General features: G+C 52.1%; 24 protein-coding genes. 14 read left to right on the forward strand and 10 right to left on the reverse strand.

Features of this window, described 5'->3' with window-relative positions; all coding sequences use genetic code 11:
- Positions 1-106: 106 nt before the first annotated feature.
- The 7 genes from flhC to KUC_RS05230 form a co-directional block, all read right to left on the reverse strand.
- The gene (gene flhC, locus KUC_RS05200; RefSeq protein WP_007112076.1) at positions 107-649 is read right to left on the reverse strand and encodes a flagellar transcriptional regulator FlhC; all 543 of its coding nucleotides are present in this window, start codon (positions 647-649) and stop codon (positions 107-109) included.
- Entirely contained in the window at positions 646-975 is a 330-nt protein-coding gene (flhD, locus tag KUC_RS05205) for a flagellar transcriptional regulator FlhD (protein WP_007112077.1), read from the reverse strand. The genes flhC and flhD overlap by 4 nt, the downstream gene beginning before the upstream one ends.
- Before the next feature lie 106 nt (positions 976-1,081).
- Positions 1,082-1,375: an EscU/YscU/HrcU family type III secretion system export apparatus switch protein gene (locus KUC_RS05210; protein ID WP_007112078.1), complete on the reverse strand. Its 294-nt coding sequence runs from the start codon at positions 1,373-1,375 to the stop codon at positions 1,082-1,084.
- Positions 1,359-2,621 carry a flagellar hook-length control protein FliK gene (gene fliK / locus KUC_RS05215; RefSeq protein ID WP_040479581.1) on the reverse strand — a complete coding sequence of 421 codons (1,263 nt, stop codon included), beginning with the start codon at positions 2,619-2,621 and terminating at the stop codon, positions 1,359-1,361. Before fliK ends, KUC_RS05210 begins: the two co-directional genes overlap by 17 nt.
- Complete coding sequence (gene fliT / locus KUC_RS05220) at positions 2,618-3,028, reverse strand: flagellar protein FliT (RefSeq protein WP_007112080.1); 411 nt, start codon at positions 3,026-3,028, stop codon at positions 2,618-2,620. The genes fliK and fliT overlap by 4 nt, the downstream gene beginning before the upstream one ends.
- A 7-nt stretch (positions 3,029-3,035) precedes the next feature.
- Positions 3,036-3,452 (reverse strand): flagellar export chaperone FliS, encoded by a 417-nt coding sequence (gene fliS / locus KUC_RS05225; protein WP_007112081.1) that lies wholly within the window; start codon positions 3,450-3,452, stop codon positions 3,036-3,038.
- 204 nt (positions 3,453-3,656) lie between these two features.
- Positions 3,657-5,345, reverse strand: coding sequence for an HD domain-containing phosphohydrolase (locus tag KUC_RS05230; RefSeq protein WP_007112083.1), 1,689 nt, complete (start codon positions 5,343-5,345; stop codon positions 3,657-3,659).
- A gap of 330 nt (positions 5,346-5,675) precedes the next feature.
- Between KUC_RS05230 and KUC_RS05235 the strand changes: the two genes are divergently transcribed.
- The gene (locus KUC_RS05235; protein ID WP_007112084.1) at positions 5,676-6,041 is read left to right on the forward strand and encodes a flagellar protein FlaG; all 366 of its coding nucleotides are present in this window, start codon (positions 5,676-5,678) and stop codon (positions 6,039-6,041) included.
- An 18-nt stretch (positions 6,042-6,059) separates the two neighbouring features.
- Here KUC_RS05235 and fliE read toward each other — a convergent pair whose 3' ends face one another.
- Positions 6,060-6,392 carry a flagellar hook-basal body complex protein FliE gene (gene fliE, locus KUC_RS05240; protein WP_040479584.1) on the reverse strand — a complete coding sequence of 111 codons (333 nt, stop codon included), beginning with the start codon at positions 6,390-6,392 and terminating at the stop codon, positions 6,060-6,062.
- 255 nt (positions 6,393-6,647) lie between these two features.
- On the opposite strand from fliE, the gene fliF reads away from it, so the two are divergent.
- The 13 genes from fliF to fliR all read left to right on the forward strand — a co-directional run bounded on the left by fliF (position 6,648) and on the right by fliR (position 18,078).
- Positions 6,648-8,423, forward strand: a complete 1,776-nt coding sequence (gene fliF / locus KUC_RS05245; RefSeq protein ID WP_007112086.1) for a flagellar basal-body MS-ring/collar protein FliF — start codon at positions 6,648-6,650, stop codon at positions 8,421-8,423.
- Positions 8,416-9,423 (forward strand): flagellar motor switch protein FliG, encoded by a 1,008-nt coding sequence (gene fliG / locus KUC_RS05250; RefSeq protein WP_040479586.1) that lies wholly within the window; start codon positions 8,416-8,418, stop codon positions 9,421-9,423. Before fliF ends, fliG begins: the two co-directional genes overlap by 8 nt.
- The gene (locus KUC_RS05255) at positions 9,416-10,189 is read left to right on the forward strand and encodes a flagellar assembly protein FliH (RefSeq protein WP_007112088.1); all 774 of its coding nucleotides are present in this window, start codon (positions 9,416-9,418) and stop codon (positions 10,187-10,189) included. Before fliG ends, KUC_RS05255 begins: the two co-directional genes overlap by 8 nt.
- An 11-nt stretch (positions 10,190-10,200) precedes the next feature.
- Complete coding sequence (gene fliI / locus KUC_RS05260) at positions 10,201-11,595, forward strand: flagellar protein export ATPase FliI (protein ID WP_007112089.1); 1,395 nt, start codon at positions 10,201-10,203, stop codon at positions 11,593-11,595.
- Entirely contained in the window at positions 11,592-12,044 is a 453-nt protein-coding gene (fliJ, locus tag KUC_RS05265) for a flagellar export protein FliJ (protein WP_007112090.1), read from the forward strand. Before fliI ends, fliJ begins: the two co-directional genes overlap by 4 nt.
- Positions 12,045-12,063: 19 nt before the next feature.
- Positions 12,064-13,371, forward strand: a complete 1,308-nt coding sequence (locus KUC_RS19050; protein ID WP_007112091.1) for a flagellar hook-length control protein FliK — start codon at positions 12,064-12,066, stop codon at positions 13,369-13,371.
- Positions 13,372-13,544: 173 nt separating this feature from the next.
- Complete coding sequence (gene fliL / locus KUC_RS05275) at positions 13,545-14,021, forward strand: flagellar basal body-associated protein FliL (RefSeq protein WP_007112092.1); 477 nt, start codon at positions 13,545-13,547, stop codon at positions 14,019-14,021.
- A 21-nt stretch (positions 14,022-14,042) separates the two neighbouring features.
- Positions 14,043-15,098, forward strand: coding sequence for a flagellar motor switch protein FliM (gene fliM, locus KUC_RS05280; RefSeq protein ID WP_007112093.1), 1,056 nt, complete (start codon positions 14,043-14,045; stop codon positions 15,096-15,098).
- Positions 15,095-15,691, forward strand: coding sequence for a flagellar motor switch protein FliN (fliN, locus tag KUC_RS05285; protein ID WP_007112094.1), 597 nt, complete (start codon positions 15,095-15,097; stop codon positions 15,689-15,691). The genes fliM and fliN overlap by 4 nt, the downstream gene beginning before the upstream one ends.
- Positions 15,688-16,119, forward strand: a complete 432-nt coding sequence (gene fliO / locus KUC_RS05290; RefSeq protein ID WP_007112095.1) for a flagellar biosynthetic protein FliO — start codon at positions 15,688-15,690, stop codon at positions 16,117-16,119. Before fliN ends, fliO begins: the two co-directional genes overlap by 4 nt.
- A gap of 59 nt (positions 16,120-16,178) precedes the next feature.
- Entirely contained in the window at positions 16,179-16,928 is a 750-nt protein-coding gene (gene fliP / locus KUC_RS05295) for a flagellar type III secretion system pore protein FliP (RefSeq protein ID WP_167537987.1), read from the forward strand.
- 85 nt (positions 16,929-17,013) lie between these two features.
- A complete protein-coding gene (gene fliQ, locus KUC_RS05300) occupies positions 17,014-17,283 on the forward strand; it encodes a flagellar biosynthesis protein FliQ (RefSeq protein WP_007112097.1) in 270 nt (89 codons plus the stop codon).
- Positions 17,284-17,286: 3 nt separating this feature from the next.
- Positions 17,287-18,078, forward strand: a complete 792-nt coding sequence (fliR, locus tag KUC_RS05305) for a flagellar biosynthetic protein FliR (RefSeq protein ID WP_007112098.1) — start codon at positions 17,287-17,289, stop codon at positions 18,076-18,078.
- A 63-nt stretch (positions 18,079-18,141) separates the two neighbouring features.
- Here the strand turns inward: fliR and flgL are convergent, their stop codons facing one another.
- Both flgL and flgK read right to left on the reverse strand, forming a co-directional pair.
- Positions 18,142-19,398: a flagellar hook-associated protein FlgL gene (gene flgL, locus KUC_RS05310; RefSeq protein WP_007112099.1), complete on the reverse strand. Its 1,257-nt coding sequence runs from the start codon at positions 19,396-19,398 to the stop codon at positions 18,142-18,144.
- Positions 19,399-19,414: 16 nt separating this feature from the next.
- On the reverse strand, positions 19,415-21,364 hold the full coding sequence (gene flgK, locus KUC_RS05315) for a flagellar hook-associated protein FlgK (protein ID WP_007112100.1): 1,950 nt from the start codon (positions 21,362-21,364) through the stop codon (positions 19,415-19,417).
- Between the last annotated feature and the right edge of the window lie 14 nt (positions 21,365-21,378).

The following is a 21,378-nucleotide window of genomic DNA, read 5'->3' on the forward strand; positions in this document are numbered from 1 at the left end:
ACTTTTGCGGCTATCTACGCCGATGCTCTCATATTTTATGACTAATAACTCATCACTACTCCTTATACCCTAATTCCTGCTATTAGTGGCGAGGGTGATGAACTTGTTACATATTTTCACTATTTAATTGCTGTGCCTTGCGCGTTTTCCCCGCCCGTGAAGGTGGCTGACATATGCCACAAACGTAGTGCTGAGCGGGGCTATGCGCATGCGCCACAAACTGCCCTTTGCAGCGTGTACACTGATTGAGTTGAAGCAAATCACTCTCGAAAAATCGTATCAGCGTCCATGCGCGAGTCAGCCCAAGAACCGGCTCAGCCTTTTCCAGCGACATCTGCTCGTCATAGAGTCGATATGCTTTAACGAAGGCATCAATTCGATCGCAACCTGCCGCCGTCTTCAGGCTTAAATAAATATTGTAAAACAATGACGAGTGAACATTGGGAAGCCAGGTAATAAACCAATCGGTGGAAAAAGGTAGCATTCCCTTTGGCGGTGACATGCCACGCACTTCCTTATACAGCTTAATCAAACGTGTACGGCTTAATTCCGTTTCTGTTTCCAACACTTGCAGCCGCGCACCCAGCTCAATCAATTCGATCGCCAGCTGTACTTGGTGCATTTCATCGATCAAGCTTTTCTGGTTCACTTCGTCTCCCCTGACATTGGCTCAAATGTTTCTCCAGCCAAAAGCAGTGAGGCGTGCAAGCCAGCCAATCCCTGATCACGAGGGTTGTCAGTGAGTTGACGAAGCCGCTCAGCACTCATCTGACTAAACCGGCACAGCAGCTGGCTGGTCCGCGCCAGCTTGGTAAGTTGGCGAGCGCTAAGTGACACAATCAGTTCGGCGACATCGCTGTCTATTTTTAAACGAAACATAGCAGCCTCACGATCTTCATCAAGCAAGCGCTGCGCTAGAAGCAAATAAGCTAAATTTATTTCCTGAATTTCATCGAGAAAGTTGGTTTGACTCATGATGTCCCATTGAACGACTCAGGCGCGATGTTGTAACCATTATACTGGCGCCGTTAATGACTTTTCACTACCTGTTCTCATGGTTGCACACAACGTCTGTAATTGGCTACTCAGGGATTACACGATGACTCAGTCCCTCTTCTGACAACTCGAATACCCACACTAGGAGTTCTGCAACGATTTGATAGAGGCTTGAAGGGATTTCTGCGTCCAGATCTAGCTGCATCAAAAGCGCTACCAGTTCTGGCGCGTCGTGCACATAAATGCCCTGGCGATGAGCTTCGGCCATAATGCGCTCGGCCAAATCGCCATAGCCCTTCGCCACTACTCTGGGCGCACGGTCGTTATCTTGATAAGCCAGCGCAACAGCTTGGCGACGACGCTCACCCGGCGCTACCATCTTCAACCTCCGCTTCGATAAAGCGTGCGCGAAGCTGCACCTTCTGTAAGTCCAAGGCGCTCAGACGTTTCTCTAACGCGGGTAATCCAGCGTCAATGCGCCGATAAGCCTGCGTACTTTCGGTGGTGAAATCGATACTTAACACATTTCGATAGAGCCACAAAGACGCATTGAACGAACCCAAACTGGGAACATCAAGCTGCATATCAGAGCGCCAACCGCCATCCGGCTCACCTTCCTGCTGGTTACCCTCTTTTCCCTCCTCGCGAGCGGGGAGGTTGATAACCAAAGCCATAAAAATTCCTGCCCAGACATCTCCCTCCCAACGGATAGTCGGCATCACTAACATCTCAAGCTGTTGACGCACCAGACTCTGCAAACTTTCATGGACGATTTCGCGAGCAGGACGGTTGGCCACCAGTTCGGCTGCCTCCCTTGCCTGGCTAATCTCACGCCCTTCGCCTGCAATAGCAGCAGGCGCATTCTGGGTGGGAGTAGCAGCTTGGGCGGGAGCAACGGGCGAACCCGCAGTAGGAGCAGTCGATGCAACACTGGAACGGGCCATTCCATTTTCATGGTTAACGGGCACCAGCGGTACGTTGGGCAGGATAAACATGCCACCTTGGCCTGGCACTTGCTGCGCCCCAGGTGTGACCAATGGGGCCAACCCCGTCGTCAGCGCATGCGCAGCCCCCAAACCAGTGGGTAAAAGGGGCACTAACGGACGTGGCCCAGCCTGCATTTGTGGTTCTTTTAATAACTGCTGTCTGACACCCTCGCCCTGGAACCAACGTTTCAAATGCGACTCATAAAACAGCCCACTGTCACGAATACTTGCTTCTAAGCGCGTCGCTACTGCACTAGCTGCTGGTGCTTCTTGGCTGGTGATTAGAGGTGCTTCTGGTCTCATCACCGAGGGGGGAGCTGGGAAACGTAACAGAACGTCGGCGATAGTCCTTGCAGCAGGGCTAAAATGCGTCTGCGTTGAACCTGGGGGAGATGGCGATGCATCACCACGGGGTAATGTTCGCCCCCCATCGGTAGGAAGCGGCAACCGCTTTAAATCGCTTAACGGTGACGCCGATGCTCGCCCATCCAAATTAGCATCGCCCATCACTGCACGCGGCCCTTGGCCTGGAGGGATAGGCTTTACGGGTTGATCCAGCGCCCGCTGCAATGACAACTCCCCTTGCCGCCCTAGCACCTGGTGCAAGAGCGTATCAATAAGAGGGGTAATACCGCTCACGACGACCTCGTGGAATCAGCTTCATCCGCTTCATACGCAACCTCAGAGCCTTGTTGGGGCGCATAAGCGCGGTGCAAGTCTCGCTGACGTTGAGACACCTCAATTAGCTTACCCAGCTCATCGCGACGCGATACTAAGCGACGCCGAATATCCACATCATGTTCAAGAATGCGTTCAAGCAGCGCCGCTTTGCGCTGCAGAGCATCGTTATCGAGAGATACGGTTATGTCTAACTCACGCAGCTGTTCCACCAGCACCACATAGCTTGTACGCTGATCGATCAGCTCTGCCCACTGCTCAGCATTAGCAAGTTCGTGCATGTGTTCAACGCGGCTTAACAGCATTTCATAGCTATTGAGCAACGACTGTTGAGCATTTTTATCATGAGCAGATGTAGATGCTGACATTATTGCCTCACGCGCTCTGCCGTTGACCAATATCACGCCAGGCTGAGGCGATATCTTCGAGAAGGCGCTCGGCCTGATTTAAGCTCTCTTCATCGTTACGCAGATTGGCCGCCAATAACAGGCGAGCAATATAGTCATAAAGCGAGGCCAAGCGCTCGGCAATCTCTCCACCTTTCTCTTGATCAAGAGCAGCGGCAAGGCCGTTATTAACGATATCCAGCGCTTTCGCTATCGACTTGCCTTTCTCGGCCGTATTGCCCGCCTGAATATGAATACGCGCAGCACGAATAGCGGCCTGGGCACCGTCAAACAACATCACAATAAGCTGATGAGGGTCTGCCGACATCACTCCGCTTTCTACGCCGACACGCGCATAAGCGTTAGCTCCCCGCCCATAGGCGGCGCCACCGCGAGAGTAAGTCATAAGCGGAACTCCTGTGCGTGGTTTTATGCTCACCCTATACAGTGAGAAACCACGAATATTAAAAGATAAAAACAAACAACGAACTGCACTACTAGTATCTATCGGCGCGAGTCTAGGAGACTTTAACGGCTTACAATGCTTTTTTAGCGTTGCAGATGACAGCTATTGACTGCTTATCACTCACTAACGCTCTGTGTCCGCCCCTCAGGTAGACACGGCGATCTCACCGACGGTTCGCCCAAGCCGCTCAGTTATATCATTCCGCACGACCACTCCCACGTTGTCACGCATAGGCGGCTCTACCTGCGGCGCAAGCAACACTTCCGTGGGATTGCCTTTAGCATCGATGCGTAATATCCAGCCCTGCTGTTGACTGGAAAAGCGCGCCAACGAGCCTACTGGCAGCCCCTTAAAATGTTCGATGTAGCGCTTAATCCAGCGCATATCAAAGTGGTGTGGGTGCTGCAGTAAATGGCGATAAATTTGCTGCGCTGTTTTAGCCGGCCGATCTGCACGATCCCGCCGCATTGCCTCTACTACATCGACCACAGCGCTCGCTTTAGCCAATTCACTAAGGTCGGCCCCACTCAGCCCCCCTGGATATCCACTACCATCCATACGCTCATTAATCCCCCCAATCACCGCTTGAGCGACACCCGCCGACAGCCACTGGCAGCTATGCAAACGACCAAGCAGCAATTGAACATGCTCACTGATCGCCTTTCGATGACTCGCCTCAAAGTGCGGTGCCTTGAATAACACTTGAGGAACCAGCGCCTTGCCAAGATCATGAACAAGGCCGCTGGCCACTATCGCCTTGCGTAGTTCACGGGGCATGCTGGCACCCACAAAATCGAGCAAATGAATGGCGACTGCAATACCGTGGCGCACGATTAAAGGCTCTGGAAATAAGCATCGAGAGGCAAATAGCAATGCCTCACGATCCTCTTCGTGAAGATCTAATACTCGATCAGCATAGCGGGAGAGTTGACGACCATCGATATCGCTACCTTGTTGTAACGACAGCAGCTGTGTATCCAGATAGGCGGCGACTTTTACCAGCCGACGCGCCATGGGGGTAGCATAGCGCTGGACATCACGCCGCCCAATCAACTCTCCGGCGCCCGAACGCCTGCTTGGCAGGGCGAACAGCGGTGAGGGTTGACGCTCGCTTTGTTCTTCTTTTTTATAACGGGCCGCTTCGCGCTCTATTTCACACACGAAATACCAAATTTGCCGCTCTTGCTCCGCGCTACACTCAACGAAGTTGAAACCGACGCGCAACAGATGGCGCTCAGCGTCTGTCTTTTGATGGCGAGGCTCTCCAAGCACCTCAAAATACGTGCCATCGGGGAAGGTAAACGCTAGCTTCAGTGGACTAGCAACCTCCGCCAACAGGCCGCTAGCCGCCAAAGGCAACTCAAGCTGGCAGCCGTCTTGGGATAAATCCCGCAACTCACCTCCTATTTCAGCATCGCCACCACACAAGCCTGCCGACACCACCATCCCCATGCGCAACTCAGCGCGAAAGGACTCACGGCGCTGCAATACTTCCAACGATGCTGGATAATCACTGCAACACAGAAAGCGCCCTCCAGCCTGACGCGTCTCCGTCAGGTGCAGCAGAGGCGTTTGCACCACTTTGCCTTGCGCCTGCCCGCGCAAGTAAAAAGCGGCGCCGCCCTGAAGATGGTGAAGCAAATAATCAATTGATGAGAGATCCATCACCAATGTTTGCCCCAGGTGCTGCTCCATCAAGACAATGGGCTCTGGACGCGCACCCGTCGCGGCAAGACAGAGCGATACACCGCCCTTTTCGATCAAGGTATTCAGCAAAGACTCGATCACTGTTGTGCTTGCTATTGTTTCAAACTCATCCTGCTGCGCCACCATTCTCGCCTCACTTGCTCTTATGCGTTAATTAGTTCACCGCAAAGTGGAGAAGCATATCAGATGCCAACAGCGTGGCGTATGCACAAAAAACCATCATTCTCAGAATTATTAGGAAGGCTGTAGCAAGCAGGCACACGGAGTTATATAGTCGACGCTCACAATAACAAGTAAAGATAACGCCACGTCGGTAAGTGTAAAGTTTTTCAGCGTCCTGCCGATAAACATGTAGAAACGTTTTTTAATTAGTAAAAATCCGAGCTATGGCTGCCGTTTCACGCTACAACACTAGTACTTGGCTGCCAAAGCTGACTTTAAAAAGGAACGTGCCCCATGAGCTCTTTACCCACCGAAGCAATAACACCGCTGTCATCGGCGCTAACCCACTTGAACCCACGTCAGCGGCTAGAAAACACACTGGCACAGCTAGCGACAACGAATACTCAGCTTAAGAATGCAGATACCAGCGAGCGGGAAATCTCTGCCGTCGAACTCATCGAACCCATTCAACGCATTAACGAGATAATGCGCCCCCATGGCCTAGAGTTTGAATTAAGCGAAGAAACCTCACGCGTTATTACGCGGGTCATAGACAGGGAGTCTGGAGAAGTAATACGCCAGATACCAGCAGAAGAAGTACTCGACATCGCTGAACGACTAGAAGAAATGCAAGGACGAATAATCTCTATTGAAGCCTAAAGCTTGACGTCTAAAGCCCTACACTTGCATGTTCATAACATCACGATATGCAGAAACTAAGCGGTTGCGAACTTGAAGCCCCATTTGAAACGCAACACTGGACTTCTGCATGTCGACCATCACATCATTGAGCTGCAAATTAGGGTCACCCGCCTGAAAAGCCATCGCCTGACTGTTAGCCACTTGCTGAAGTCGGTTAATGCGCTGAATAGAGGCCTGTAGCTCACCGCCAAAACCGCCTTGCCCGACAGCTGCTGACGCCTGAGCACCACTAAGGGGCTGCGTGGATGCCGCCTGGGTCGCCATGCCTTGCATCTGCTGTAGCGCAGCCTGTATTGCGGGAGTACTCATACGCTCACCTCAATTCGCAAAAAAGATCTAATGCGAAAAGCCTAACACCAAAGCAACTCGCCTCATACGGACAAATGCGCATAAAAAGCAAAGCTTATCTTTCCTTTAGGCTCGACTAGCCACCGGATAATAGCCGTCATCACAATTCCGCCTCATCTTTTAGGCGGATAACCGCGATTGACGGATATAGCCTATGCCTTCTTTGGTGATGCGCCTGGGCCGACGCCAGTATTGCCTGCCCCTTTGGAGGGATGCATGAGCGAAACTGGTGCAACGGCAGGCCGTCAAAACAGTACGAATCAAGCCGCTCCCCGTAGTGGAAGCACAGGTAGTGGAAATACCGAACGCGACACCCCCAGCAGCTCGGCTTTCGAGCGCACGGTGAAGCAGTTGCGTGGCAATCCACTAGTCGCACTGCTCGTCGCTGGTGCTGCCTCAATTGCTATTGTGGCGGCTCTCTTTATGTGGGCCAGCAGTCCTGACTACCGCGTGCTTTACAGCAACCTGAGCGAAGCTGATGGTGGCAGTATCATCAATGAGCTCGATGCCCGCGGTATTCCTTATCAGTTCAGTGCAGGCGGCCAAGCGTTGATGGTTCCTAGTAACCAGGTCCACACGCTTCGCCTACAGCTTGCTGAGCAGGGTCTTCCCCGCGGCGGCAATCTTGGCCTTGAGTTAATGGATAGCCAGGCATTTGGCATTAGCCAGTTTGCTGAGCAGATTAATTACCAGCGGGGCCTGGAAGGAGAACTTGCGCGCTCAATTGAATCGCTGGGGCCGGTAGAAGGCGTGAGGGTTCACCTCTCCATGGCCAAACCATCGGTATTTATTCGTGATCGTGAGCCAGCTAAAGCATCCGTTGTGCTAACCCTTTTACCTGGCCGCGTTTTGGGTGAAGGCCAGGTCAGCGCGATCGTCCACATGGTCTCGGGTAGCGTGCCAGAGCTTGCTGCTGAAGATGTCACCGTGGTTAATCAGGATGGCCGATTGCTGTCTGCAGAGACAAGCAATGGAAACGACCTGGATGGTTCGCAGCTTGAGTATATTGCCGAGGTTGAGCGCTCTTACCAGCAGCGCATCGAGCATATTCTAACGCCTATTTTGGGTCGCGATAACGTGCGCGCCCAGGTTGCAGCGCAGATCGATTTCTCGCGGCGCGAGCAAACCTCTGAACGCTACGGGCCCAACCAACCGCCCAACGAAGCAGCCGTGCGTAGCCGCCAGATGAGCCTTGCATTTGACGGTGAAGACCCATTGGCCACAGGCATTCCAGGCGCACTCACCAATACGCCACCCGGCACCATGCCCTCCCCTATCAACCAGCCGGAAGGTGAGGAAGAAGGTGACAACCAGCAAGAAGATGTGCCACCGGAAGCGTTGCGTAACTTGCGCCAAGACGACGTTATCAACTATGAAGTCGATCGCAGCATTGAGCATGTCCAGCACCGCCTCGGCCAGATAGAGCGGCTATCCGCTGCGGTGGTCGTGAACTTCCGCTCGGAAATGAACGACGAAGGCGAATGGGTCGACGTAGCCCTAACGGACAATGAGGTGGCTCAAATTGAACGCTTGGTTCGTCAAGCAATGGGGTTCTCGCAATTGCGCGGGGATGAAGTTGAAGTCGTCAATTCCCCCTTTGCGCGCAGTGTCGAGGAAACCGTGGATGTCGAGTGGTGGAAAGACCCCGATATTCTGTCAATGGCTGCCACTGTGGGTCGTTACCTACTGGTTGCGCTGGCGATCCTATTGCTCTACCTGCTGATTTTGCGCCCCTTGATTAAGCGCTATACCCAAATGCCGGTCATGGCAACGGCTGCACCTGGCGGGACGCTGGCGGCTAGCGTCGGTGGCGATGATGACGATGAGGGTGAAGAAGCACCTGACGAGAGCGATGAGACCTACGCCAAGCCGAAGCGTCGGCGTAAAACCTCACTCTATGAGCATAACCTCAATGACCTGCGTGAAATGGCTCAGGAAGACCCCCGCATGGTCGCGATGATCATTCGTAGCTGGATGAATGCTAATGAGTAGTTCAATTGCTGAAATGAGCGGTGCTCGCAAGAGCGCTGTCTTATTGCTTGCACTCGATGAAGACAGTGCCGCTGAAGTGTTTAAGTACCTCGGCGCCGCTGAAGTACAAGAAATTAGTATGGAGATGGCCCGGCTGAACCAGGTCTCCCATGACGACATGAAGGCGGTGCTCGAAGCGTTCCATAAGGAGTCCGAAGAGTTTGTAGCGCTTAACCTTAACTCCAGCGATCACATCCGCTCGGTATTGACCAAAGCGCTGGGCAGCGAACGCGCGACGAGCCTAATTGAAGATATTCTCGAAACAACGGGCAATAATTCGGGCATCGACGCACTTAACCTCATGGAAGCCTCCATGGTGGCCGAACTCATTCGCGACGAGCACCCACAAATCATTGCGACGATTCTGGTTCACCTGGATCGCCACCAAGCGTCCGATATCCTCGAACTATTTGAAGAAAAACTGCGTAATGATGTGGTACTTCGCATCGCCACCTTTAGCGGCGTTCAGCCCGCCGCACTACAAGAGCTGACTGAAGTACTCACCAGCATGCTGGATGGCCAGAATCTCAAGCGCAGCAAAATGGGCGGCGTAAGAACCGCGGCCGAGATACTCAACTTAATGAACTCCTCCCAAGAGGAGACCGCTATCGAGACCGTGCGTGCGCACAGCGAAGATTTGGCTCAGAAAATTATCGACGAAATGTTCTTGTTCGAGAATCTGCTTGACCTCGACAACCGCGCTATCCAGATGGTGTTGCAAGAAGTCGAAACCAACTCGCTGGTGGTGGCCCTTAAAGGGGCTCAAGACGCTCTGGTGGACAAGTTCCTGCGCAATATGTCGCAGCGCGCTGCCGATTTAGTTCGTGAAGATATGGAAGCCCGCGGCCCTATCCGCGTCTCTCAAGTTGAAACCGAGCAGAAAGCTATCCTGCAAGTCGTACGGCGTTTAGCTGATTCAGGAGAAATAGTCTTGGCGGGCGGAGACGACGAGTATGTCTAATACTCACTCGCCTAAATTTGATCGCCATGGCGATTGGCGTCGCTGGCAAATGGATGAGTTGGCAGCCACGCAGAGCAACCACACATCAGATGGCGAGGTACCCACCGCCCACCAGCGCAAAGTACAAGCAGCGCAAAAAGCCGCCGAGCTGGCACGCCAGCGCGAAGAGAATGAACGCCAGGCACTGCACGAGCGTATTCGTCAGCAGGCCGAAAAAGAGGGTTATGCCGCAGGCTTTGAACAAGGCCGTAACGAGGGGCTCGAAAAAGGCCTAGAAGAAGCTGCCGAGCAGGCAAAGGTCGAGTTAGAAGCACAAGTTCGCAAGACCGTTGCGCCGCTGGAAACGCTGGGCAAACAGTTTTCAGATGCGCTTGAACGCCTTGATGACACCATCGCCTACGACCTGGTCGAGTTAGCACTAGCCACCGGCAAACAGCTTGCCAGTGATGCCCTGCAGGATACGCCTGAACAAATTTTAGCCATTGTCCGCGAGCTACTGCACACCGAGCCACCCTTGGTAGGTCAGCAGCGCCTTTGGCTCAACCCCGATGATCACGCTCTAGTAGAAGAGCACTTGGGCAATGAGCTCAGGGCCGCCAACTGGAAGCTGCAACCGGATGACCAACTTGCCCGGGGCGGCTGTCGGGTAACCAGTGCCCAGGGTGAAATTGATGCTACCTTCGAAAGCCGTTGGCACGCCATTCAGGCTCAATCGCGCAAGCGCGGTCTCAATTCCCCACCCTCCTCTAACGTTCCTTCATCCTAGGCGGATACGCTATGGCAGATACCACCTGTCCCCATCAACATCGTTGGAATAAGGCGTTGCGACGCACGCAGCAGCGTGTCAGCCATCTGCCTCGCTACCGCAATAGCGGCCGAGTTATTCGCGCAACGGGTATGGTGATTGAGGTGGTTGGTCTTCGTGTAGCCGTGGGTAGCGCCTGCCGGATTGAATTGCCAGGCAGCGACGGCCGCTTATCTGACAGCGATAGACATGCTGAAGCAGAGGTCGTCGGCTTTTCTGGCGACAAACTATTTCTGATGCCCTTGGAAGAGGTGATTGGGCTGATGCCTGGCGCTCGTGTCGCACCTCTGGATGAGAGCGGCAACAACAGCGCACGCCGCTTTCCAATGGGCGAAAGCCTGTTGGGCCGTGTTCTAGATGGCAACGGCAATCCGCTTGATGATCGTGAGAGCGTCGAAGAGATACCCCGGGCAACACTCAGTTCACCACCTCTCAATCCGCTTTCTCGCGCGCCGATCGATGCGCAAATCGACGTCGGAATTCGCGCTATTAATGCACTACTCTGCGTAGGGCGAGGTCAGCGAATGGGGCTTTTTGCAGGCTCCGGGGTAGGTAAATCAGTGCTGCTAGGCATGATGGCGCGTTACACCAAGGCCGATGTGATTGTGGTTGGCCTGATTGGTGAGCGGGGCCGTGAAGTACAGGACTTTATCGATAATATTTTAGGCCCTGAGGGGCGCCGGCGCGCTGTTGTGGTCGCTGCTCCCGCCGACACCTCACCGTTACAGCGCCTACAGGGTGCTGCTTATGCGACACGCTTGGCAGAAGGCTTTCGTGACGAAGGTCGTGATGTCCTGCTGATTATGGACTCACTGACGCGTTATGCCATGGCACAGCGGGAAATTGCCCTGGCCATTGGTGAGCCACCCGCTACTAAAGGTTATCCGCCGTCGGTGTTTGCCAAACTGCCTGGGTTAGTGGAGCGTGCAGGTAACGCTGAGCGTGGCGGTGGTTCCATTACGGCATTTTATACCGTTCTAACAGAGGGCGATGACCAACAGGACCCTATTGCCGATTCTGCTCGCGCCATTCTAGACGGGCACATTGTGCTGTCGAGAACATTAGCGGAAGCCGGTCATTATCCGGCAATCGATATTGAAGCCTCGATTAGCCGTGCGATGACATCAATTGCCTCATCCGAGCAGCTCCAGGAAGCGCGGGTCTTCAAGCAACTGTTCTCGCGCTACCAGCGTAACCGGGATCTTATCAGTGTAGGGGCCTATAGCCCTGGTCATGATCCACAGCTTGATGAGGCAGTGAAACGCTTTCCATCGTTAGAAAACTTCCTGCAACAGAATATTGATGAGTGTGCAACGCTCGCGGATGCAGGCCAAGCGCTGCACGCCCTAGTAGGAGGACGCGCATGAGCAATTCACAGCTTGAAATGTTGACTGACTTAGCCAGAGGCGCCCGCGATCAAGCCGGCAAGACACTGGCTCAAGAGCGACAAACAGAGCAGCAAACGACCGCTCAGTTACAGTCACTGTTGAGCTATCGGGCGGAATACGCCGAGCGTTTGCAAAAAGCGATGAGTGACGGCATTGACCCCGCCACCATGTACAATTATCAACAGTTCCTGGCCTCTTTGGACGCTGCCTTAAGCCGCGCTCGCCAAGCGTTAGCCTCTCAACAGGCAAGCGTCGAACAGAGCAAAAAGAACTGGCAACAAGAGCAGCGAAAGCTCTCTTCCTACGATACACTGGCGTCTCGTCGTCTGTTAGAAGAGCACCGCCGCAGTGAGCGTCAGGAACAAAAAACAAACGATGATCTGGTGACTAGCCGCGTGGCTCGTCAGCATAACGACACTCCGCATTAGCGGTGCCAGGGAACTGAACATGAATATTCACCAGTTGCTTTCAGTCAGCCAAGGTTCGCCTCAGACGCAGTCTCAAGGCGCTTTTAGCCGACAAGACTCAGCCAACGGTTTATTTCATCAGACGCTGCTACATGCGTCTGATACCCACCGTTTATCAGCACCTATGCCTAGTGAAACTAGCGCCCATCAGGCCCCACTTCAGCAAACGCAGCTCGATACTCTCGCCACGCTTTTATCAGACGCATTAGAAGCCGACGTTGAGAATTTGAGCGCACTTCTTGAAACCCTGGGCCTTGATGTCAGTGAGAGCGACTTATCCGCACTTTTGGCTCAGCTTCAACAGCCGAACTCAGCCATCAGCGTGGACACACTAAGGCTTAATAGTGGAGAGGCATCAACGTCCCTTGACGAAATTGCTGGCCGCCTTGCACTTATGGCCTCCTTTTCTGAAAGCAGCCCTGAGGCGGAGTTAGAGTCTTCAATAGCTCCGGCGGTGCTGGAGGCGGTTGCCAAACAGCTAAATATTAATCAAACGGAAGCTGCGCAGCTCGTCTCCGCACTAAATGTGCTGGTGGGCCAGCAACAGAGCACTAACCCACTACCTGCTGAGGCGGCTCAATTAGCCAATGCCCGCTCGCCTGTCGTCGAGCTCCAGGCAGCCCCAAGACCACAGTCTGATACTTTATTTGCTCAAATAAACACTGGTAGTGCAGTCTCTCAAATCAGTAGCGAGGCGCTCATGGGTGCTCTAATGACCGTAGAGGGCGCGCCTAAAGGAGCTCCAGCAAGTGAGCACTTACTCTCCGGATTCTCTTTAAGCTCCAGTGGTCCGCCACCCTCATCACCATCAGCACAAGGGTTTACTCCCGCGGTCAATCCAACAGCTGCCACTTTAACAACGCCTGTAACAAACCCAGCTTGGCCACAACAGCTAAGCCAGCAGTTGGTGCAAATTTCACAGCGCGGGGGCGAACAGCATGTCCAAATGCAGTTAAACCCGGCAGAGCTAGGGCCACTTTCCATCTCACTAAAATTTGGTGAGCAGGGAGCTCAAGCACACTTTTTGTCAGCCCATGCACAGGTGCGGCAAGTGCTCGAACAAGCGATTCCCCAGCTAAGGGAAGCGCTGGCTGAGCAAGGCATATCGCTAGGTGAGACATCGGTTGGCGAACAGCGTGACCCCAACGCTCAGGGCTTTGCCCAATCAAGCGGTCAACAAGGCACTGAAGCGGGCGGTGACGGCGGCGATATTGGTTTGGATGAAGCAACACAAAGTGCTGGAAGCAGCCCATTGATACTGGATGGACGCGTAGACCTTTATGCTTAAGCGGAGGTGCCTGAATTTGTATATTTACTCTGGTACTGCGCAAATAAATACGCACATTAAATAGCTAAACCAAAAGATAGGCTTGCCAAATGAGCCTGTTCATTTCATCACCAGCATGCGCGTTAGGCATAATACGTTGCTAGTGATACGCATGGAGTTCACAGGAATCGCAAATGGCAGAACAAAGCGGTGGGTCAAAAAAACTACTCTGGATAATGATTATCCTGGTCTTGCTGTCGTCAGCAGGCGCAGCAGTGGCTATATATATGGTAGTCGATCAGCGTAATGACGGTTCGGAAGACGCAGAGATGCAGCAGGCAATGGAACTCGAGTCGCCTATTTTCATGCGTATTGAACCCTTTACCGTCAACCTTGCCGATGACAGCTATGGCTCACGCTTACTCTATACAGGCGTGACTCTGCGTGTGGGTAATGAGGGAAGTAAAGCGATTCTAGAAGAACACATGCCCCAAGTGCGTAGCCGCTTGCTGATGCTACTGTCCGGCAAGCAGGCTGATGAGCTTACCTCCTCTGAAGGTAAGCAGCAGCTTGCACAAGCGATTGTTGATCGACTCAACGTCCCGCTGACGGAAAATCAGCCGCCGCTTGATTTGCGTGAAGTTTTATTCACCGAATTTATCGTGCAATAACCTCGGGAACTGGAGCCGTTCATGTCACAGGACGATCTACTGTCCCAGGAAGAAATCGATGCCCTACTGAAGGGCGTTAGTGGGGATGATGAGCCATCGGCTTCATCTTCCCAAGCGAAAGATGAAGCGAAGATTCGCCCTTACGACCCGTCGACCCAGCATCGCGTCATTCGTGAGCGTTTGCATGCGCTAGATTTTATCAACGAGCGCTTTGCGCGCTATTTCCGTACTGGCCTGTTCAACCTATTACGGCGAAGCGCAGACATTACCGTAGAGTCCGTTCGCTACCAAAGCTTTAGCGAGTTCTCACGTAATGTTCCCGTGCCGACAAACCTGAACATAGTGTCGATGAAGCCGCTGCGTGGTTCAGCTCTGGTGGTTTTTCCACCCAATCTTGTCTTTATGGTGGTCGATAATCTTTTCGGTGGTGACGGTCGCTTTGTCACTAAATCGGACGGTCGAGAATTCACTAATACTGAACAGCGCATTATCCAGCGGTTGCTTAATCTCGCTATTGACGCTTATCAAGAAGGCTGGAAAGTCGTTTATCCGCTCGAAGTGAGTTTTTTACGCTCAGAAGTACAGTCAAAGTTTGCCAACATCACCAACTCTCCCAATGAAATTGTGGTGAATACCAAGTTCAATATTGAAGTCGGCAACCTTTCAAGCAATTTTCAGATATGTATGCCTTATGCCCTGATCGAGCCGTTGCGTGATTTACTGGCCAACCCGATCAATGATAGTAACCACGACCAAGACGGCAGTTGGTCACGACGCATGGCGAGTGAGCTACGTCAGTCAGAAGTAGAGTTGGTTGCTGAATTTGCTCAAATCCCTAGCCGTATCGCCCATGTAATGGGGTTGAAAAAGGGCGACGTGCTACCGTTAGACATACCGAACTCTATCACAGCAAGCGTTGACGGGGTTCCCGTGATGGAGTGTGAATACGGTAGTCAGCGTCAACAGCATGCACTGCGTGTTTTACATATGATTGACCATGCCGCTATGAATAACGCATCGTCCAAGGACTTTACTAAAGGGTCTACGCGACAGAAAGCCAAGGAATCCAAAGCATGACTGATCCCAATAAGCCTGATCATAACGTCTCTGACGATGATTCAGCGGATGCCATGTCTGAGCAGGAAGAAACGTCTTCAAGTGCCGATGCCGCTAGCGAAGATGAAGATCCCTGGGCAGCTGCTATGGCTGAGCAAGAAGAGGCTTCTTCAGGTGCTGATGACACCGCTAGCGAAGAGGAAGATCCCTGGGCATCTGCTATGGCTGAGCAAGAGGCCGTCGAAGAAAGTGAACAACAGGCCTCGGAGCCAGAACGCAAGGCACCTGCCGCTAAAGCTGCCAGTGAGGATGTTTTCCGCCCGTTAAGCCCTGACAGCGGCTCTTCGCAGGCTCGTGAGCTAGAGATGATCATGGATATCCCGGTGAAACTCACCGTGGAACTCGGCCGTACGAAGCTTACTATTAAGCAGTTGCTGGAGTTGGCGCAAGGCTCTGTCATTGAGCTTGAAGGCCTCGCCGGTGAGCCAATGGATATCTTGATTAACGGCTACTTGATTGCTCAAGGCGAAGTTGTCGTGATCGAAGATAAGTACGGTATTCGTATTACTGAAATCATCACGCCTTCTGAACGTATTCATAAATTGAACCGATGAGTGTTATGCAGAGCGGCTCGCTCGATGCACTAGGTAACGGTGGCGAGGCATTGATAGGCATGGCTGTCTTAGGCAAGACAGCCGCTGCCTTAGCACTCGTCATAGCGATCATTTTAATCTGCACGGCACTTTTAAAGCGCTGGAGTAACCACACCACTCGCCATGGCGCCAACCTTCGTATTGTGGGTAGTACTGCTGTGGGCAATCGTGAGCGTATTGTGATTGTAGAAGTGGAAGATACTTGGCTGGTCGTTGGTGTTGGGAGTGGTCGCATTACCAAACTGCACGAGCGACCGGCCCCAGAAGAGCGCCCACCAACTCCATCGGCTACGCCTTCCTCACGCTTTTCGCGTCGCCTATCAAAAGCGCTAGCCGCAGGCCGCCGCCTCGATTCATCTGCGCCCACCGATCCACATCAGACGCCATGAGGCAATGGATGCACCTTTCTTGGCCCTGTGCTTTTAAGCGCATCGTTTTGAAGAGCAAAATGGCTAAGCCGATCTCGCTATGTCTGGTTATTGTTGTCGCGTGCTTTATAGCAGGCCCAGTGCATGCACAGCAGATCCCTGGCATTATTTCGCAGCCGTTAGAAGACGGCGGACAGCAGTGGTCGCTTTCGCTGCAAACACTGCTTTTTCTAAGTTCGCTAGCGTTTTTACCTTCCATGCTGCTAATGATGACGAGTTTCACTCGCATCATTATTGTGCTCAGCCTATTGCGCACGGCAATGGGCACCCAGGCAACGCCGCCCAACCAAGTACTCTTGGGGGTAGCGCTATTTTTAACTTTTTTTATCATGTCGCCAGTATTAGCACAGGTGTATGACAACGCCTGGGTACCTCTGACTAATGAAACGATTAATTTTGAAGAATTTTTGTTACTTGCCCAGCAACCATTTCGCGAATTCATGCTTGCCCAAACCCGCGAGCCCGACCTGGCCCTGTTCGTTCGCTTGGCGGATATAGGGCCGATGCAAGGCCCGGAAGAGTTACCCATGCGAGTATTATTGCCCTCTTACGTCACTAGCGAGCTTAAAACAGCGTTTCAAATTGGCTTCACTATTTTTATCCCGTTTTTAATCATTGACCTCGTAGTAGCCAGTACCTTGATGGCGCTGGGTATGATGATGGTGCCACCGATTACTATCTCGTTACCTTTTAAGCTAATGCTTTTCATTTTAGTAGATGGCTGGCAGCTTATTATTGGCTCGATGGCCGAAAGCTTTTACATGATATAGCGCTTCATAGAGATAGTTTTATTACTAAAGTAGGTCGCGTCGTTCTATACGGCACGTCGTATATACGACACAGAGGATCACAGCTATGACCCCTGAAATGGTGATGAGCATTGCTTATCAAGGTATGCGTGTAACGCTACTCCTTGCTGGCCCCATGCTACTTGCGGCGCTATTCACCGGCCTTATCATCAGCTTGTTTCAAGCCGCGACGCAAATTAACGAAATGACGCTCACGTTTATTCCTAAAATTTTGGCCGTTTTTACAGTTCTGGTATTAGCTGGCCCCTGGCTGATTGGATTGATTACCGACTTTACTCACCGTCTTTTTACCAATATCCCTAGCATGGTGATGTAGCGTATGGTGGAAGTCACTTTCGCACAACTGCAGGGGTGGTTGGTGGCTTTTTTATGGCCGTTTGCGCGCATCACTGCTTTCATGGCGGCCTCACCTCTGTGGGGTCACTCCAGCGTTCCTAACCAAGCTAAAGTGGGCCTTGCTGCTCTAATTGCCATTGTCATTGCGCCGATTTTACCGGCCATGCCCGATATCGCCATCATGTCTTGGGCTGGGGTCGGGGTTATGATCGAACAGATCCTAATCGGCTTAGCAATGGGACTCGTCATGCACATCATGTTTGCGGTCGTTCAAGCCGCGGGGGATTTTATCGGCCTGCAAATGGGCCTGGCGTTTGCGAGCTTTTTTGATACATCAAGCGGCACCAATATTATGGTGCTATCACGTATTCTCTATATGATCACCCTGCTCATGTTTTTGGCGATGAATGGACACCTGATGGTGCTGGAAACCCTGATTATGAGCTTCCAAACGTTGCCCATTGGTATTGGGACGTTTAACCCAGGTGCCTTTGAGTTACTCGCCCGGTATGCGGGAACAATTTTTGCCTCGGGTATGTTATTGGCGTTACCGCTGGTGGGGTCACTGCTGACCATAAACCTGGCACTGGGCATACTGAACCGTTCGGCTCCGCAGCTCACGGTATTTAATATCGGCTTCCCTACCTCTCTCATCGTGGGCCTGATATTAATGATGGTTTTGATGACCGACATTAATCGCTTTTTGCAGCGCTTATTTACTCAGGGGCTAGGATTTATGCAGGGACTAATCGAGACAATGGCTCCTTTAAACTAAAATCCCCATACTTAATAAAAAGCATGGGGGATTTTTCTAAAACGCGTAAGAACTAGAAGTTCGTTACATATAGTTAAATAACGATAAGCCTTTAATATCCACGAACGCTTTTTGCGCCGCCTGCATACCGACTTGTCGCAAAATATACTCAGAAATAGCTTCTGTGTAATCCAGATCGACTAAATCTGAAAGCGTTTGATCATAATTTAGCATTCGGTTACTGCTTACCGAATCGATAACATCAAGTTCATTCAAGCGAGCCCCGGCAGAGGCCCGCACGGTCAGGACGTTATCAAGGCTATTGTCCAGGTCGCGCATAGCCGTATTCAGGGTATTGCGCTGATCGGCTTTCTTAGTGGCATCGTCAGCAGGGTTTTCTAATACACGAATAGCCTCTTCCATGGTACGGAAGAGATCCGGCTGGCGCTGTTCGCCGTCGGCTTGCGCGACTAGAACTGAATCGCCTACCTCTGGCGTTCCCGAGAGATTAATCGAAACTCCGCCATAGCTCACCTGCTGAGCGGTATCATCCTGATTTCCCGTGTAAGGAACGTTAGTGAGAGCAGCATTAACTGGATTCCAATCGGTTCCATCAAACGTTTCAACGTTGAATGCACTATCACTGGTAAAAGTAATACGAAAGTCATCACCATAATCAGCGTCGTTAACATTGTTGATCTGCGGCCCACGAAATGTCACGCTTCCCTGGTTAAGAGTTCCATCTTCTTTCTTTGCTTCAGCCACATAGCCTGCACCGCTAGGTACGCTTTTAAAGATAGTCTCGCCATTATCGGCTACCGGCATTAAACGCGTTGCGTCGACACGCTGCTCGCGGACATTGCTGTCACCCTGATATACCACTCCACCGTCGCCCTGCTTAACGAAAGGAGGGTTGCTATCGTTATAACCGCCGAACAAATAGCGACCGTTGCCATCGGTGGAATTAGCTTGGCCCAGCATCGTTTCATAAACGCCTTTGAGCTCGCTAGCGATGGACTCACGGTTTTCGTCAGTCAGCGTGTCGCTGGACGCCTGAATCAGTAATCCTTTGGCACTTGTTATCGCATCACTAACGCTATTAATAATGCTTTCTGTCTGCGACAGCGAGTTACGTGCAGAGACACGAGAATCTGAAAACTGTTCAGTCACCGCCTTTGCCTGATCCACACCAACCGCCCGCGAAGCGGCCTGGGGATCGTCTGACGGGTTAACCACGCGTCGGCCACTGGCGATCTGCTGACTGACTTTCATCAAATCGCTTTGCTGGCGGTTCATAGACGCCGTGCTTTGTTCGAACATGGTAACGGTACTAATACGCATAACTTAAGCTCCCGAATTAACCGCGCAGGTTCAAGATGGTATCCATCAGCGTTCCTGCGGTGTCAATCACACGCGCATTGGCCTGATAGTACTGTTGGTAACGGATTAAGTTAGCGGCTTCCTCGTCTAAATTAACCCCAGACTCGGACTGTTGCACAGCGGTCAGCTGATCCGTAAGCCCCTGCCTGGCATCCAAGTTCACTTGTGTAATATTAGTACGATTACCCACATCGCTGACCATTGAGGCATAGGCGCCGGTAAAGGTGGCGCTACCACCTACTTTCGACTCGGCCTGCAGGTTTTGCAGCGCCAAAGCGTTGCGGTTATCGCCAGTAGCAAAAATAGTCTGGTTAACTGTCAATGACGACGTTTCGCCTGCAGCCGGGAGAGCACCAACCGTAAAGCTGATACCATCAACCTCAACAGTATCTCCAACAGACAGCGTGTCGCTAGACGCATCAAAGGCAGCACCGCCAACCGTTATAGTTGCCGCCGGCTTCACTGTCAGCGTGCCCTCCGTACCCGTACCATCCGACTCCACCTCAAATTGATACTTTCTGTTATCGGCGAAAGCATCAGCAGATATAGCTAAATTGCTAACGTTTAAATCACCCTCACGCTCAAACGAGTTACCCGTATTATTTCCTACATTAATAAAGCCTGCGTCACCCGCCGCTATCTTGTCCACATCAGCAATGTTCAAATCCATACCATTACCGGCACGACGAACAGGCTGAATTTCAAAACGATCACCATTACTCGGAGTGCCGCTGAAGTTGAGCGTTACCCCACCGAAAGTGAGCTCTCCGGCGCCAGCATCCCACTCAACGGCTTCATTTCCTAACGCCATGCCATTGTCGTTGCGTGTGACCGTAGGCGTGCCACCTTCAAAACGCACGGTGTAATCTGTCGCGCGAAGCTGGTCAATAGTTTCAGTATCAAACGCCGCAGACTCAATGACGGCCGTCCCAGCATTATTCTCATTGCTATAAGTCTGAGGCGAGCGTACGGTAAAAAAGTCTCCGCCCTGCTCACCATCAAGGTCTACGCCTTTCTTATGCTGCTCGTTAAAGGCCACCGAGAGCGAGACAGCTAATTGGCCAATTTGATTCTGGGTTTTATCCAGGGTCTCCGAACGGAAGGTCATTAATCCACCTAATGCCCCGCCCGTAATCGTCGATTCGCCTAACTGAACTAAATTTCCTCCCCCATCGCGATAACCTACCACTGTACGCTGGGGATCAGAATCTGATTGCATCGCTTCGAGTTGAAACGAGTCAGTGCCCGTCACCAGCGGCTGACCATTGGGCAGGCTAATGTTGTAGGTTTTGCCATCCTGAATATTCAGGCGCAAATCCATACGCTCATTAAGCTCGGAAACCATATGATCACGCTGATTTAGCAGGCTATTCGGCGCCTCGCCACTACGCGCACGCGCCAGGGAAATCTGTTTATTTAACCCTGCGATCTGCTCGGTGGTGTTATTAATCTGGGTAATTTCATCTTTAATTTGGCCATTAATATTGCCCTGCATCTCTTGCAGGTAGCCATCAAAAGAACGGAACTGTGAACTTAGCGTATTGGCTTGACCCAGTACACCCTGGCGAGACGCCGGATCAGAGGGCGAGGCCGCTAGATCTTCCAGCGATGAGAAGAATCCCTGCATCAGAGGAGCTAGACCTGCCTTGCGATCGGCTAACAGATTATCGATTTGCGATACCTGCTTATAGTAAGTGTTTAAAGCACTTGACTGTGTTTTGGCACTATTTAACTGGTCAGCCACATACGTATTGAACTGGCGCTCTATATCATTGACACGAACCCCACCCCCGACACGGCCTTCACCCAACTGGGCCAACTCTCGGTTATAGCCAGGCGTATAGACATTACTGATATTATTACTGCTTGTGTTCAGGGCATTCTGCGCGGCATTGAGGCCGCTTAAGCCGATCGAAAACATGCTCATGGTTCAATTCCTTA

The sequence above is a fragment of the Vreelandella boliviensis LC1 genome (assembly GCF_000236035.1).
In the GTDB taxonomy this organism is placed as follows: domain Bacteria; phylum Pseudomonadota; class Gammaproteobacteria; order Pseudomonadales; family Halomonadaceae; genus Vreelandella; species Vreelandella boliviensis.

Bases quoted from the DNA above. Each gene is read 5' to 3' on its own strand.
- flhD (WP_007112077.1), bottom strand. From the start codon at position 975: ATGAGTCAAACCAACTTTCTCGATGAAATTCAGGAAATAAATTTAGCT.
- KUC_RS05210 (WP_007112078.1), bottom strand. From the start codon at position 1,375: ATGGTAGCGCCGGGTGAGCGTCGTCGCCAAGCTGTTGCGCTGGCTTAT.
- fliT (WP_007112080.1), bottom strand. From the start codon at position 3,028: ATGTCAGCATCTACATCTGCTCATGATAAAAATGCTCAACAGTCGTTG.
- fliS (WP_007112081.1), bottom strand. From the start codon at position 3,452: ATGACTTACTCTCGCGGTGGCGCCGCCTATGGGCGGGGAGCTAACGCT.
- KUC_RS05230 (WP_007112083.1), bottom strand. From the start codon at position 5,345: ATGGTGGCGCAGCAGGATGAGTTTGAAACAATAGCAAGCACAACAGTG.
- KUC_RS05235 (WP_007112084.1), top strand. From the start codon at position 5,676: ATGAGCTCTTTACCCACCGAAGCAATAACACCGCTGTCATCGGCGCTA.
- fliE (WP_040479584.1), bottom strand. From the start codon at position 6,392: ATGAGTACTCCCGCAATACAGGCTGCGCTACAGCAGATGCAAGGCATG.
- fliF (WP_007112086.1), top strand. From the start codon at position 6,648: ATGAGCGAAACTGGTGCAACGGCAGGCCGTCAAAACAGTACGAATCAA.
- fliG (WP_040479586.1), top strand. From the start codon at position 8,416: ATGAGTAGTTCAATTGCTGAAATGAGCGGTGCTCGCAAGAGCGCTGTC.
- KUC_RS05255 (WP_007112088.1), top strand. From the start codon at position 9,416: ATGTCTAATACTCACTCGCCTAAATTTGATCGCCATGGCGATTGGCGT.
- fliI (WP_007112089.1), top strand. From the start codon at position 10,201: ATGGCAGATACCACCTGTCCCCATCAACATCGTTGGAATAAGGCGTTG.
- fliJ (WP_007112090.1), top strand. From the start codon at position 11,592: ATGAGCAATTCACAGCTTGAAATGTTGACTGACTTAGCCAGAGGCGCC.
- KUC_RS19050 (WP_007112091.1), top strand. From the start codon at position 12,064: ATGAATATTCACCAGTTGCTTTCAGTCAGCCAAGGTTCGCCTCAGACG.
- fliL (WP_007112092.1), top strand. From the start codon at position 13,545: ATGGCAGAACAAAGCGGTGGGTCAAAAAAACTACTCTGGATAATGATT.
- fliM (WP_007112093.1), top strand. From the start codon at position 14,043: ATGTCACAGGACGATCTACTGTCCCAGGAAGAAATCGATGCCCTACTG.
- fliN (WP_007112094.1), top strand. From the start codon at position 15,095: ATGACTGATCCCAATAAGCCTGATCATAACGTCTCTGACGATGATTCA.
- fliO (WP_007112095.1), top strand. From the start codon at position 15,688: ATGAGTGTTATGCAGAGCGGCTCGCTCGATGCACTAGGTAACGGTGGC.
- fliP (WP_167537987.1), top strand. From the start codon at position 16,179: ATGGCTAAGCCGATCTCGCTATGTCTGGTTATTGTTGTCGCGTGCTTT.
- fliQ (WP_007112097.1), top strand. From the start codon at position 17,014: ATGACCCCTGAAATGGTGATGAGCATTGCTTATCAAGGTATGCGTGTA.
- fliR (WP_007112098.1), top strand. From the start codon at position 17,287: ATGGTGGAAGTCACTTTCGCACAACTGCAGGGGTGGTTGGTGGCTTTT.
- flgL (WP_007112099.1), bottom strand. From the start codon at position 19,398: ATGCGTATTAGTACCGTTACCATGTTCGAACAAAGCACGGCGTCTATG.
- flgK (WP_007112100.1), bottom strand. From the start codon at position 21,364: ATGAGCATGTTTTCGATCGGCTTAAGCGGCCTCAATGCCGCGCAGAAT.